We start from the raw sequence: 12,440 nt of genomic DNA on the forward strand, positions 1-12,440 counted from the left end.
TAGCCGGAGATACGGCGGGCGGGCGGCACCGAGAGCTCACCCGTCGGTCGCCATCCGGCGCAGCGTCAGCCGATCCACCTTGTTGGCAGGCGTTTTCGGCAGTTGCGCCAGCACTCGGATTTCCCGTGGCTGCTTATAGTGCGCCAGGTTCTGCGTGCAGTAGTCGGCCAGCGCCGAGGAGTCCACCTCGGGTTCGGTGACGATGAAGGAGACCGGTCGCTCCCCGCGCCGGTCGTCGGGCACGCCGACCGTCGCGGCCTCGGTGATACCCGGGTATTTGCACAGGGTCTCGTCGATCTCGCGGGGATAGACATTGAATCCGCCGACGATGATCATGTCCTTTTTACGGTCGACGATGAACAGGTAGCCGTCCGCGTCGAGATAGCCGATATCACCGGTATTGAGCCAGCCGTCGACGAACGCGCCGTCGCCGGGTTCGGGATGGTGGTATCCGATGGTCATATGCGCCGCGCGCACCTGGATCTCACCGGATTCGCCCACCGCGGCGCGGCGCGCGTGCTCCTCCGGATCCACCACGCGGATCTCGACCCCGACGGCGGGCAGCCCCACCGAACCGGCACGGGTCGGCAGATCCCAGCGATTGCAGGCGATGGGCGCGAGTTCGGTCATGCCGTACGCCTCGCGGATCTCCACCCCGGTGCGCGCCAACCAGCGCTCGTGCAGCGCGGCGGAGAATCGGGATCCGCCACCCGGACAGACCCGCAGCGTGGACATGGCCGCGCGGGTGGTGTGCGGGCTCGACAGCAGCCCGGCGTAGATCTCGGCGGGACCACCGCCGAAGACCGTGACCCCGTGGTCGCGGATCGCGGCGGCCACGGCATCCGGTTTGAATCCCTGACTGAGCACTACCGTCGCCTGACCGAAGACCGGATTGAGGATGCCCATGAGCAGACCCCAGATATGGAAGGACGGCGCGACATTCAGCCACACCTCGCGGCCGGGCCGGGTCGGCCAGCTCGACTCCATACCCAGGACCGTGCCCATCAGCGTGCGGTGGGTGTGATCGACGCCCTTGGGCACGCCGGTGGTGCCGCCGGTGAACATCATGGTCGCGAGTCGGTCCGGCGCGGGCACTTGGTCCGCGCAGATGGTGAGGGTCTCATCGTGGCGCCAGGATTCGAGCGCGGACTCGCCCACCTGGATCACCTCGAGGCCGAGCGCCTCGGCCGCCTGCCCGGCGCCTGCGGACGAGGTGAGCACGACCGTGGCCTCGGACCGTTGCAGCAGCAGCCGTGACTCGCGGTCGGTGAACAGCGGATTGATCAGCGCGACCTGCGCACCCGCCAGCCACGCGGCGAAGATCGCCACCGACAGCTCCGGACCGTTCGGCATGACGACCGCGACCACGCGCCCCTCGATACCGGATCCGGCCAGTCGGCGCGCCAGACCCGCCGCCGACCGGCCCAGTTCCGCATAGGTCAGCGTTCGGTCACCGCAGATGATCGCGACCCGGTCCGGGACTTCGAGCATGCCCCGGCGCAGGTATTCGACCACGGTGGTCTCAGCGGCCATCACAAACCTCCATTGGATTGGATGTAGATCTTGTCGAACTCGTCGTTTATTCGGATGTGGACAGCGGTTGCGAAATCCGCAGGTCGGCCAGGGCGGCCTCGTATTCGGCGCTGAGGGCGGCGACGACCTCGGCGACCGATTCCGCGGCGCGCACCGCGCCGACGCCCTCGCCCGCCGACCACACATCGCGCCACGCCTTGGATTCGGCGATGGCACCGGAGAAGTCGATGCCGGTCGGCTGCCCGCTGTGGCGGCTGAGGCTGGCGGTGAGCCAGTTGGCCGGAACGCCCGTCACCGTATCGGAGGTGGTGATATCGGCGATCGTCGACTCGATCACCATCCGACGATGGCCCTCGGGAGCGCGGCTCTCCGCGGTCGCGAGCAGTCGCGTGCCGACATTGACCAGGTCCGCGCCCAGCACCCGCATGGCGAGGATACCCGCACCCGAGGACACCGCACCGCCCGCGATCAGCGGTCCGTCCCAGAATTCCCGAATCGCGGCGATCAGCGCGAAGGGACTGTATCGCCCGGTGTGCCCGCCCGCACCCGAGCAGACGGCCGAGAGTCCGTCGGCGCCCGCGGCAATGGCGCGGCGGGCCTGCTCCGGGGTGCTGATATCGGCGAAAACCAAACCGCCCCAGTCGTGTACTGCCGCGAGCGCGCGTCGCGGCGTCCCCAGCGCGGTGATCACCAGTGCGGGCGCGGCCGAACGCAGCAGGGCCAGTTCGGCGTCGAGTCGATCGTAGGTGCGGTGCACGATGAGGTTGACGCCCCACGCTCCCCCGTCGACATCGCGCGCGATGTCATCGATCATCGCGCCCAGATCGTCGATGGTGCGCGCGTTGGCGGCGGGAAAGGCGCCGATCACACCGGAACGGGCCGCGGCGGTGACCATTTCGGTGCCCGAGACCAGGAACATCGGGGCCGCCATGACCGGGATTCGCAGCGATCCCACCAATTCGGCGAAACTCATCGCGCCACACTCGCTTTCGTATCAATGGCAGTTCGGGCGCGGCGCACCAGATGCGCGGCATCGATGGCGAGCACGGCGGTGGGGCGGCCGTCGCGGGTCCAGGTCACCGCGCGGCCCGAGCGGGGATCCGGTTCGATCGCGCAGTGGTCGTCCGGGTCGTGGCGGCCGACGTAGTGCAGGCTGTGGCCGAGCTGATGCGACCAGAAGTACGGCAGCGGATCGTAGATCTCGTTGTCGCCGAGGATATTTCGAGCCGCCGCCTGGCCGGATTCGGCAGCGTGCTGCCAGTGTTCGAGATGGGTCTCGCCGCCGTAGCGCTTGGAACGCCAGGAGACCGCGTCGCCCACCGCGTAGACGCCGGGCAGGGTGGTGCGCAGATATTCGTCCGCGACGATGAATCCGCGCCGATCGACCTCGACCGCGTCGGTCAGCCACGAGGTCGCCGGGACGCCACCGATGGCGGCGATCACCAGGTCGGCGGCGCGCACGCTGGAATCGCTGAAAAGTACGCCGGCGGCGCTGGTTTCCATCGCCCGCACGCCCGTGACCAGCTCGATGCCGCACTCGTCGTACCAGCCGCGGATCTGCGCCAGCACCTCGTTCGGGATTCCCGGCATGGCCGGTCCGAATTCGGGACTGACCACGGTGACACAGCAGCCGAGGGCAGCGGCGGCCGTGGCGACCTCCGAGCCGATCAGTCCCGCGCCCGCGATCAGCACCGAACGATCCGGCCGCAATTCGGCACGCAACCGGATCGCGTCCTCGATATCGCGCAGCACCATGGCCTGCGGTGCGCCCGGCAGGTTCCGCGCGCGCAGGCCGGGTGCCAGCACGGCGGCGTCGAACGGGAAAGTCGCACTCGCGGTATGGATTTCACCCGCCCGGATCGCGACCGCCGCGGTTTCGGTATGCACCCGGATATCGAGGTCGGCCAGGTCCGGACCAAGCATCGGCTGAAACTTGCTGTCCAGCAATAGTTCTTTGGACAGCGGCGGCCGATCGTAGGGGTGGGCGGACTCCTGTGTGAGCAGCGTGACGGCCCCATGAAACCCTTGGGAACGCAAGGTCGCGGCCGCCGTATGGCCCGCGAGTCCGCCGCCGACGATGACCACGCGGTCCGGAGGTGCTGTCATCGCCTGTCTCCTTTTGGCCTGAACGGGGACGCTCCATGGTCACGCTTCGCTACCGCCTCCGCGCCTGACCCGTTCAGGCCGGCTCCTTGTGGCCGCCCGCGCACCTCGAGTCCGCCGTCGCTCGGGAAGATCGCACCGGTCACGAAGCCGGACTCCTCCCGACTGGCCAGCGAGACATACAGTCCGGCATGGTGTTCGGGCTCGCTGACGAAGCCCAGCGGGATGGCCCTGGCGATCCCGTCGAGCAGTCGCGATTCCTCGCGCAGCGCGCGTCCGCCGCCGAGGTCGCCGACACCGGTCAGTCCGGTGCGGGTGGCGCCCGGCGCGATCCCGTTGACCCGCACCTCCGGCGCGAATTCGTAGGCCAGTTGCCGAACCAGGCCCACCACCGCGTGTTTCGACGCGACGTACAGCGCGCCACCGCCACCCGCGTAGGACCCGCTCGAGGAACCGGTGAGGATGATCGACCCGCGACTGGCACGCAGCGCGGTGAGCGCCATCCGCACGCCGAGCAGATAGCCGAGCACATTGATGGTGAAGACCTGGTGGAAATGCTCCGGCAACTCGAGCACGTCCAGATCCGCCAGCTTGGCGCCGAAGTCGTAGACGCCGACATTGCCGACATAGATATCCAGCTGCCCGAAAGTCTCCAGGCACCGCTCGGTGGCCGTGAGATGGGCCTCGGGATCGCGCACATCGCCGACCACGGCCGCGACCCGATCCGGATGCGCCGACTCGACCGCCTGCGCGAGCTTCCGGTCACGTTCCAGCACAACGACTTTTGCGCCCTCGCGCACATACCGGTCCACCACGGCCCTGCCGATGCCGTCGCCGCCGCCGGTGACCAGGGCGATCAGCCCTTCCAGCCGCCCCATCAGAAGAAGGTGTTGATGTTCTTGGCGGGCAGGGTCGCGTGGCTCAGCACGACCTTTCGCGCCGCGATGCGCAACTCGCCGTCCACCCGGCGCAACCGGTCGACCCGCCGCCCGTACAGGACGGCCGAATCGGCGCTGCCCTGACCGCGATAGTTCACGAACACCGAGCGCACGGTCAATTCGCCTGGCACAGCGCAGGTCTCGATCTCGATATTGGAGATGACGTGCAGGTGCCTGGTCGCCGGATCCTCCGCCCATGCCGTCGGCGCGGTGAACCGGTCCACTCGGTGGCGCAGGTCCGCGACGGTGTCGTCGAAGTAGGCCATGCGCTCGGCGGCGTAGGTGCCGCTGCGATCGTGGCGGCCGCGGTTCTCGATGCCGGGCACCCAGTAGGTCCCATCCTCGGTGAACAGCGCCAACCATTCCGGATAGCGCTCCTCGTCGAGCAGCCGCGCCTCGCGTGCGAGGAAGGTCCGCACCTCGAAATATAGCTCCGCACCGGGTGTTTCCACTGTCGTCATCGCGCGGCCCTCGGATCCAGGAGTTCGGACCAGTCGGTCGAGGTCATCATCTTCGACCACTGGCGGTAGAACGCTCGCTGATTGGCGTCGTTGATCTGCCCGCGGTGTACATTGCCGGGCAATTCCGGATGCGCCACCCGACTTTCCAGTCCGAGTCCGTAGTGCAGCGGCTGCTGTCGGGTCACGAAGCCCCGATTGCTGTGGGTGGAGCCCTCCCAGTTCTCGCCGTCGTCCATCTCGAAGACACCGGAGGGCGAGAAGGTCAGCATCGCGCCCTTCTTCCATGCCTGTTTGACCTCTTCGGGGGCATTGCGGTTGACCAGGACCCAGGTCCGCAGCTCGGTCTTGTGCGGGCCGAGCGGCTGCCAGGTGCGGAAGGTGTTCTGCCCCGGCAGGAACGAGAAGTTGGGGAAGACATTGGCCGAGGCGACCGAACCCACCATCTTGGCGCGGGTCTCCCCCAGCCGCTGCGCGAAATTCCGCTCGTTCTCGCGCAGATAGCGAACAATGCCCTTGTCGCCGAGCGTGGCGGCATTGCCGACACCGTCGAGGTTGAATTCCCAGCAGTGCCCGTTGACATTGACGTGGTAGCTCTCATTGGCCGGATCACCCAGCGGGGCAACGGGTCCGCCGAGCATGGCCTCGGCCCCGGAGGCGTGCGTCCAGCCCGCGTGCAGCGCGTCGCCCGCGAAATTCTCGGCGGCGATCTTCCAATTGCAGCCGAGGATCGAGGAGATACAGCCGCCGAAGAATTCGGTGCCACCCGGATCGTTGTCGAGCATGACGTCCAGGTAATAGGTGAAATCGCCGAGGAATTCGGGGAGCGAGGGCGCGTCCGCGTCGAAAGTGGCGAACAGCAGACCCTTGTAGCTCTCGATCTGCGCCACCTTCTTCAGGCCGAGCCTGGATCGATCGAAGGTGGGTTCGCGGTCGTAGGAATCGGATTCGTGCATGCCGCGCAGCGATCCGTCCAACCCGAACGACCAACCGTGGTAGTTGCACACGAAGCCGCGCGCCACCCCGACCTCCGCCGAGCAGACGCGATTGCCGCGATGCGGGCAACTGTTCAGGAAGGCCGAGACCTTGCCGTCGCGACCGCGGACCACGATCACCTCGTCCTCGCCGATCCTGGTGGTGAGGAAGGATCCGGCCTTCGGGAGTTGACTGTCGTGTGCGAGGAATACCCAGGCCCTGGCGAAGATTCGTTCGAGTTCGAGCTGATAGATCTCCTCGGACCAGAAGATCTCGCGCGGCAGCCAACCCTCGTTCAGGAGTTGGGGGTCGAGGGATACCGAGTTACTCATTGTTCGTCACTTCCAATACTGCTTTTCCGGCGCACATACAATTGGCCGTCGGCAACCGAAACCGCATACGTGTCCAAGGCGCGTGTCGCCGGGAAGCACAGCGGTTTTCCGGTGCGGATATCGAATTCGGCCCAGTGCACCGGACAGACGATCGTGTGCCCCTCCAGTTCGCCCTCCGCCAGCGAGGCGGTGGCGTGGGTGCAGGTGTCGGCGGTGGCGAAATATTCGCCCTCGACGCGGTAGATCAGCAGCGGTGGCCAACCCTGCGGCGTCATCCGCACCATATCCCGGCCGTCGAGCGCGTCGACCGGTCCGAGATGGCAGGCCGCGGCGGTGTCGGCGGTCATGATCCGGTCCGCTCGGCGGGCACGAGTTCGGCGAAACCGAGTCCGGTGATCCATTCCGGAACAGGCTCGTAGGCAATGATATTGCCGGTGCACGGTCCCAGCGCGGTCATCGCGGCGAGGAAGTTCCTGATCTCCAGGCCGCCATTGCCGCCGTGTTCGAGGATGTACTCGTCGGTGAACGCGGCCAGGGTCTCGGTGTCGCCGCGCACCACGAGATCCAGGATCATGCGGTCGAATTCCTCATTGACCCGGCCCATTTCGTCGGTGCCGACCCAGTGGCTGATGCCGCCGCTGCCGATGATCACGACCCGCTCGTCCGAATCCCAGCTCTGGACGGCCGCTTTCAGGTTCTGCCCGATCTGCGCGGCGCGACGCAGCGGCAGCAGCGGTTCGACGCCGCAGGCCAGATAGATCGGGATGACCGCGAGATCGGCCTGCGCGCCGATCCGGAAGTACGGGATCGCGACCGAATGGTCGACGGTGAGCGTATCGGCGACCGCCCAGTCGATCCCGCTCCGATGTCCGTGCCGCACCAAATGCCGTGCCAGCGCCTTGTTGTCGGGCAGCGGCCGCCTGCGCATGCCGGGCAGCCGTTCCAGCGGTCCGTCGATATCCCCGCTGCCGATCAGCGCCTGCGGCAGGCAGCCGGGGCCGAACAGCATGTAGTGATCGGTGCCGATGATGATCAAGGTGGTGGCGTCCAACTCCGCGACCCGCCGCGCCACCTCGTCGTAGGCCCGCGCGATGCGCTCGCGGACCGCTTCGGCGGGCGCGTCCGGATCGGTGAGGACCATCGGATCGTGCGGCACCAGGAAGCCGCCTACCAGTTCAGCCATTGTCGCGATCCTTCCGAATCGAGAGTGTGCGGCCGCCGCGCAGTTCGGACAGATAGCCGGACATGGTGCGATCGCCGAAGGTCATCCACATCCCCCACAGCAGCATCGGATTGGCGCCGCGCTCCCGCAGCGCGGGCAGGTCCACCTCGCCCAGGTCCGCCCGCTCCTGCGGATCGAGTCGGTACCTGTCCAGGAATCCGGAACTGTCTGCGAGGAAGCTCTCGCGCGCCTGCTTGCCCGCGATGATGTCGTAGAGCGCCTTCTCCAGGCCGGATCGGCTCATTTCAACCTGCCCAGGAAGTCGCGGACCTCGGTGCGGAATTCGGCGGGACGCTCCAACTGCACCCAGTGGCCGCAATTACCGAATACCTTCAGATCGGCGTTCGGGATATTGCGCGCCGCACGGTATGCCAACTCGAGCGGGATCACGGTGTCCTCGCGGCCGTGCAGGATCAGTGTCGGCTGCTCGATGGTGCGCAGCGATTCCTCCGGGACGCCCTTGACCGGTGTGCCCGCAGGCCCCGGTTCGGGAATCAGTTTCCGGAAGGCCGCCTGCGCGCCGGGACGGGCGCTGGCCTCGTACCGCTGCCGAACCATCTCGTCGGTGACCAGGGCCGGATCGTGCGAGAAGATCTCCAGGATCCGCCGCATCTCGGCTTCGTCGGGTTCGTAGTGCCAGCCCGAGCGCAGGCCCTCGGTCATGGTGAAGGTCCCGACCGGGGTGCCGAGCAGGACGAGCCCGTCGACCCGCCCCGGATGCCGCAGCGTCGCGGCGAGCGCGAGTCCGCCGCCGAAGCTGTTGCCCAGCAGGGTGGCCGAGGGCAGTTCGAGCGCGTCGAGCAGTTCGATGAGCTGACGCACCCACAGTTTGATCCCGTAGGCCGTGCCCTCGGGTCCGAGGGATGCGCCGAAGCCCGCGATATCGGGCGCGATCACCTGGAAGTCCTCGGCCAGGTCGGGGATCACGTCCGACCAGTTGGCCTCGGCCGAGACGCCCGGCCCGGAGCCGTGCAGCAGCACGATCGGTCGGCCCGATCCGGCGGTGACGACCTTGGTCGGGATTCCACCCGCCTCGACGATGCGCGTTCGCGGAATGAGATGGTCGGCAACGCTCTGCGGCATGTCCGCGACCCCTTCCAGTCATTCGATTGATTGATTGATCGAACGATAGGACCGAGTATGGGCCGACGTCAAGAGGGGCTTTGTCGGGTCAGCGCGGACGGCGGGCCAGGATCGAGGCCACGCCCGCCGCGGCGGCACGGACCGGATTCACCTGATCGGCCGGACGGAACCGCGAGGTTGGACCGGTCACCGAGAGGGCGGCGACGGGGTGGCCCTCGGCACTCAGAATGGGGGCGGCGACGCAGGCGACGCCGACCGAGGACTCCTCGTACTCGTAGGCGACACCGTCCTCGAGCACCCGCGCCAACTGGGCGCGCAGCAGACCGGGTGCGACGATCGTGCGCGGCGTGCGCCGAACCAGGCGGCCCGACAGGATCCGCTCCACGGTCGCCGGATCGCTGTGCGCCAGCAGCGCTTTGCCGATCGCGGTGCAGTACAGCGGCATTCGACCGCCGACCCGCGACGGCGCGCTCACCTGACGGTGGCCGCCGATCTTGGACACGTAGACGACCTCATCGCCCTCGAGCACGCCGAGGTGCACCGTCTCCCTGGTTCGCGCGTACAGGTCCTGCAGGAACGGCACCGCCACCTCGAGCAGGGTGCGCTCCACGGCCGCGCGCAGACCCAACTCGAACAAGCCAAGCCCCAGTCGATAACCGGCGGGCGAGAGGCTGAGCAGCCGCGCCGCGACCAGGTCCTGACACATCCGGTGCACGGTGGCCTTGGGCAGTCCGGTGCGTCGCGCGAGCTCCGACAGCCCGACCGCGTGGTCCTGCACCGCGAACGCGTCCAGGATCAGCATGATCCGACCCAGCACCGAACGCGGGTCCAGGTTCGATTCCATCGCCCAAGCCTCATTTCTTGCGAGCGGTCCACTGACTGGACCGAATGTACTGCGCGCGCCCCTGCGACCGAGGTCAACTGGTCGCCGCCCGCACCGTACGACACGAGAGGAGGTCGCTGTGTCAGCAGTTGTCGACCCCGTCCAGGTGGACGCCGCCATAGTCGATAGCGCCGCCCGCCGCCTAGCCGAGGCGGCCGCCGAACGCCGCCCCTGCGCACCAGTGCGCGACCTGATCGACCCGCAGGACGTACACACCGCCTACCGAATCCAGGAGCGCTTCAACGCCTTCCGGGTTCGGGCAGGCATCGAGGTGGTGGGACGCAAGATCGGCGCGACCTCCGAGGCCGTCCAGCGGCAACTCGGAGTGGACCAGCCCGATTTCGGGGTGCTGTTCGCCGATATGGCCTACGGTCACGGTGACACCATCGCGACCGAACTGCTGCTCCAGCCCAAGGCGGAGGCCGAGATCGCCTTCATCCTCGCCGAGGATCTCGCCGAAGGCCCGCTCGACCCGGCCCGGTGCCGTCGGGCCGTCGCCGAGGCGGTCGCCGCGCTGGAGATCGTCGACAGTCGAATCACCAACTGGGACATCACCTTTGCCGACACCGTCGCCGACAATGCCTCCAGCGGCGTGTACGTCCTCGGCACGGAGCGCAAAACCCTCGACGAATTCGAACCCATCGAGGCGTCGATGAGCATGCTCATCGACGGCGCGGAGGTGTCCACCGGCACCGGGGCCGCCTGCCTGGGCGACCCGCTCAACGCGCTGTCCTGGTTGGCGCGGCAGGCGCGAACCTTCGGGAACCCGCTGCGCGCCGGACAGGTGATCCTCTCGGGCGCGCTGGGACCCATGCGACCCGTATCCCCCGGCGCGGTGGTCGAGGCGCGCATCCACGGACTCGGCCACGTGACGGCCACCTTCGAGTGAAAGGCAATAGCCCCATGAGCGAACGAAGAGAGCGAATCATGTCGCAGAGCGACAACACTATTCGCACCAAAGTCGCGATCATCGGATCCGGCAATATCGGCACCGACCTGATGATCAAGGTCCTGCGCTCCCCCCTGCTCGAGGCCGCGGCCATGGTCGGCATCGATCCGCAGTCCGACGGACTGGCCCGCGCCGCCGCCCTCGGCGTCCCGACGACACACGAGGGCGTCGAAGGGCTGGTGCGACTGCCCGGATTCGCCGACATCGAGATCATTTTCGACGCGACCTCGGCGAAAGCCCACGAGCACAACAACTCTCGACTCGCCCCCTTCGGCAAGCGGATGATCGACCTGACCCCGGCCGCGATCGGTCCCTTCGTCGTGCCCGCCGTCAACTTCGCCGATCATCTCGACGCCCCGAACGTGAACATGGTGACCTGCGGCGGTCAGGCCACCATTCCGATCGTCGCCGCCGTCTCGCGGGTGGTGCGGGTCGCCTACGCCGAGATCGTGGCCTCCATCTCCTCCCGCTCCGCCGGACCCGGCACCCGCGCCAATATCGACGAGTTCACCGAGACCACCTCGCACGCCATCCAGGTCGTCGGCGGGGCCGAACGCGGCAAGGCGGTGATCATCCTCAACCCGGCCGAACCGCCACTGATCATGCGCGACACCGTCTTCTGCCTCGTCGATGCCGCCAATCCCGGCAGCCACGACGAGATCCGCGCCTCGATCATGAAGATGGTCGACGATGTGGCGGCCTACGTGCCCGGCTACCGCCTCAAACAGGAAATCCAGATCGACCCGATTCCGGCCGATCAGCCCGCGCACACCCTGCTCGCCGACGGCGCGCGCATGCCAACGCACCGGGTCTCGGTCTTCCTGGAAGTGGAAGGCGCGGCCGACTACCTGCCCGCCTACGCGGGCAACCTCGACATCATGACCTCCGCGGCCCTTCAGGTCGCGCAGCGAATCGCGCAGTCGCAGAAGGAGAACGCCCGATGAGCCCCACCACCCTGTTCGTCCAGGACGTCACCCTGCGCGACGGTATGCACGCCCTCCGCCACCGCATCTCCCCCGAGAACGTGGGCCGGATCGTGGCCGCGCTCGACGCCGCGGGCGTGGACGCCATCGAGGTCGCGCACGGCGACGGACTCGCGGGCGGTTCGGTCAACTACGGTCCCGGCTCGCACAGCGACTGGGCCTGGCTCGAGGCCGCCGCCGCCAATGTGCGGCGGGCGCGCCTGACCACCCTGCTGCTGCCCGGCGTGGGTACTGTTGAGGATCTGCGCCGCGCCTACGATCTCGGCGTCCGGTCGGTGCGGGTGGCCACCCACTGCACCGAGGCCGATGTCTCGGCCCAGCACATCACCACCGCCCGCGAGATGGGCATGGATGTCGCGGGCTTCCTGATGATGAGCCACATGGCACCGGCCGACAAGTTGGCCGAACAGGCGAAATTGATGGAAAGCTATGGCGCGCACTGCGTCTACGTCACCGACTCCGGCGGCAGGCTCACCATGGACGGTGTTCGCGAGCGCATTCGCGCCTACCGCGACCTCCTCGACGCGGGCACCGAGATCGGCATCCACGCGCACGAGAATCTGTCCCTGTCGGTCGCCAACTCCGTCATCGCCGTCGAGAACGGGGCCTGGCGGGTGGACGCCTCCCTCGCCGGGCACGGCGCCGGTGCGGGCAATACGCCGATCGAGGCGTTCATCGCGGTCGCGAACCTGCTCGAATGGCAGCACGGCTGCGATGTCTTCGCCCTGCAGGACGCGGCCGACGACCTGGTGCGCCCCCTGCAGGACCGCCCCGTCCGCGTCGACCGCGAAACCCTGACCCTCGGCTACGCGGGCGTCTACTCCAGCTTCCTGCGGCACGCCGAGGCCGCGAGCGAACGCTACGGCGTCGACGCCCGCACCTTGCTCATGGAGGCGGGCCGCCGCAGACTCGTCGGCGGCCAGGAGGACATGATCGTCGATATCGCGCTCACCTTGGCCGCGCAGCGAAAGGCGAGCTGAG

14 protein-coding genes are annotated in these 12,440 nt (G+C 67.9%); 3 read left to right on the forward strand and 11 right to left on the reverse strand.

Annotated elements, in window-relative coordinates; genetic code table 11:
- Positions 1-36: 36 nt before the first annotated feature.
- The 11 genes from D5S18_RS26715 to D5S18_RS26765 form a co-directional block, all read right to left on the reverse strand.
- Positions 37-1,533, reverse strand: coding sequence for a class I adenylate-forming enzyme family protein (locus D5S18_RS26715; protein ID WP_158607985.1), 1,497 nt, complete (start codon positions 1,531-1,533; stop codon positions 37-39).
- Positions 1,534-1,579: 46 nt separating this feature from the next.
- Complete coding sequence (locus tag D5S18_RS26720) at positions 1,580-2,506, reverse strand: NAD(P)H-dependent flavin oxidoreductase (protein WP_120043847.1); 927 nt, start codon at positions 2,504-2,506, stop codon at positions 1,580-1,582.
- Positions 2,503-3,639, reverse strand: a complete 1,137-nt coding sequence (locus D5S18_RS26725; RefSeq protein WP_120043848.1) for an NAD(P)/FAD-dependent oxidoreductase — start codon at positions 3,637-3,639, stop codon at positions 2,503-2,505. The genes D5S18_RS26720 and D5S18_RS26725 overlap by 4 nt, the downstream gene beginning before the upstream one ends.
- Positions 3,636-4,514: an SDR family NAD(P)-dependent oxidoreductase gene (locus D5S18_RS26730; protein WP_203236925.1), complete on the reverse strand. Its 879-nt coding sequence runs from the start codon at positions 4,512-4,514 to the stop codon at positions 3,636-3,638. Before D5S18_RS26730 ends, D5S18_RS26725 begins: the two co-directional genes overlap by 4 nt.
- Positions 4,514-5,035: a 3-phenylpropionate/cinnamic acid dioxygenase subunit beta gene (locus D5S18_RS26735; RefSeq protein WP_120043849.1), complete on the reverse strand. Its 522-nt coding sequence runs from the start codon at positions 5,033-5,035 to the stop codon at positions 4,514-4,516. Before D5S18_RS26735 ends, D5S18_RS26730 begins: the two co-directional genes overlap by 1 nt.
- The gene (locus D5S18_RS26740) at positions 5,032-6,339 is read right to left on the reverse strand and encodes an aromatic ring-hydroxylating oxygenase subunit alpha (protein WP_120043850.1); all 1,308 of its coding nucleotides are present in this window, start codon (positions 6,337-6,339) and stop codon (positions 5,032-5,034) included. The genes D5S18_RS26735 and D5S18_RS26740 overlap by 4 nt, the downstream gene beginning before the upstream one ends.
- On the reverse strand, positions 6,336-6,686 hold the full coding sequence (locus tag D5S18_RS26745; protein ID WP_203236926.1) for a non-heme iron oxygenase ferredoxin subunit: 351 nt from the start codon (positions 6,684-6,686) through the stop codon (positions 6,336-6,338). Before D5S18_RS26745 ends, D5S18_RS26740 begins: the two co-directional genes overlap by 4 nt.
- The gene (locus tag D5S18_RS26750) at positions 6,683-7,522 is read right to left on the reverse strand and encodes a DODA-type extradiol aromatic ring-opening family dioxygenase (RefSeq protein WP_120043851.1); all 840 of its coding nucleotides are present in this window, start codon (positions 7,520-7,522) and stop codon (positions 6,683-6,685) included. The genes D5S18_RS26745 and D5S18_RS26750 overlap by 4 nt, the downstream gene beginning before the upstream one ends.
- The gene (locus D5S18_RS26755) at positions 7,515-7,805 is read right to left on the reverse strand and encodes a hypothetical protein (protein WP_120043852.1); all 291 of its coding nucleotides are present in this window, start codon (positions 7,803-7,805) and stop codon (positions 7,515-7,517) included. Before D5S18_RS26755 ends, D5S18_RS26750 begins: the two co-directional genes overlap by 8 nt.
- Positions 7,802-8,644: an alpha/beta fold hydrolase gene (locus D5S18_RS26760; protein ID WP_120043853.1), complete on the reverse strand. Its 843-nt coding sequence runs from the start codon at positions 8,642-8,644 to the stop codon at positions 7,802-7,804. Before D5S18_RS26760 ends, D5S18_RS26755 begins: the two co-directional genes overlap by 4 nt.
- An 88-nt stretch (positions 8,645-8,732) precedes the next feature.
- The gene (locus D5S18_RS26765; RefSeq protein ID WP_120043854.1) at positions 8,733-9,488 is read right to left on the reverse strand and encodes an IclR family transcriptional regulator; all 756 of its coding nucleotides are present in this window, start codon (positions 9,486-9,488) and stop codon (positions 8,733-8,735) included.
- A 118-nt stretch (positions 9,489-9,606) separates the two neighbouring features.
- Here D5S18_RS26765 and D5S18_RS26770 point away from each other — a divergent pair, with 118 nt between their 5' ends.
- Genes D5S18_RS26770 through dmpG form a run of 3 tightly spaced genes read left to right on the forward strand, consistent with a single transcriptional unit; the run spans position 9,607 to position 12,439 of the window.
- Complete coding sequence (locus D5S18_RS26770) at positions 9,607-10,416, forward strand: 2-keto-4-pentenoate hydratase (protein ID WP_239004020.1); 810 nt, start codon at positions 9,607-9,609, stop codon at positions 10,414-10,416.
- Between the two features lie 14 nt (positions 10,417-10,430).
- Entirely contained in the window at positions 10,431-11,420 is a 990-nt protein-coding gene (locus tag D5S18_RS26775; RefSeq protein ID WP_282434891.1) for an acetaldehyde dehydrogenase (acetylating), read from the forward strand.
- Complete coding sequence (gene dmpG / locus D5S18_RS26780; RefSeq protein WP_120043856.1) at positions 11,417-12,439, forward strand: 4-hydroxy-2-oxovalerate aldolase; 1,023 nt, start codon at positions 11,417-11,419, stop codon at positions 12,437-12,439. The genes D5S18_RS26775 and dmpG overlap by 4 nt, the downstream gene beginning before the upstream one ends.
- Position 12,440: the final 1 nt, after the last annotated feature.

Origin of the sequence: Nocardia panacis, assembly GCF_003598715.1 — a bacterium.
GTDB lineage: Bacteria > Actinomycetota > Actinomycetes > Mycobacteriales > Mycobacteriaceae > Nocardia > Nocardia panacis.

Bases quoted from the DNA above. Each gene is read 5' to 3' on its own strand.
- D5S18_RS26715 (WP_158607985.1), bottom strand. From the start codon at position 1,533: ATGGCCGCTGAGACCACCGTGGTCGAATACCTGCGCCGGGGCATGCTC.
- D5S18_RS26720 (WP_120043847.1), bottom strand. From the start codon at position 2,506: ATGAGTTTCGCCGAATTGGTGGGATCGCTGCGAATCCCGGTCATGGCG.
- D5S18_RS26725 (WP_120043848.1), bottom strand. From the start codon at position 3,639: ATGACAGCACCTCCGGACCGCGTGGTCATCGTCGGCGGCGGACTCGCG.
- D5S18_RS26730 (WP_203236925.1), bottom strand. From the start codon at position 4,514: ATGGGGCGGCTGGAAGGGCTGATCGCCCTGGTCACCGGCGGCGGCGAC.
- D5S18_RS26735 (WP_120043849.1), bottom strand. From the start codon at position 5,035: ATGACGACAGTGGAAACACCCGGTGCGGAGCTATATTTCGAGGTGCGG.
- D5S18_RS26740 (WP_120043850.1), bottom strand. From the start codon at position 6,339: ATGAGTAACTCGGTATCCCTCGACCCCCAACTCCTGAACGAGGGTTGG.
- D5S18_RS26745 (WP_203236926.1), bottom strand. From the start codon at position 6,686: ATGACCGCCGACACCGCCGCGGCCTGCCATCTCGGACCGGTCGACGCG.
- D5S18_RS26750 (WP_120043851.1), bottom strand. From the start codon at position 7,522: ATGGCTGAACTGGTAGGCGGCTTCCTGGTGCCGCACGATCCGATGGTC.
- D5S18_RS26755 (WP_120043852.1), bottom strand. From the start codon at position 7,805: ATGAGCCGATCCGGCCTGGAGAAGGCGCTCTACGACATCATCGCGGGC.
- D5S18_RS26760 (WP_120043853.1), bottom strand. From the start codon at position 8,644: ATGCCGCAGAGCGTTGCCGACCATCTCATTCCGCGAACGCGCATCGTC.
- D5S18_RS26765 (WP_120043854.1), bottom strand. From the start codon at position 9,488: ATGGAATCGAACCTGGACCCGCGTTCGGTGCTGGGTCGGATCATGCTG.
- D5S18_RS26775 (WP_282434891.1), top strand. From the start codon at position 10,431: ATGAGCGAACGAAGAGAGCGAATCATGTCGCAGAGCGACAACACTATT.
- dmpG (WP_120043856.1), top strand. From the start codon at position 11,417: ATGAGCCCCACCACCCTGTTCGTCCAGGACGTCACCCTGCGCGACGGT.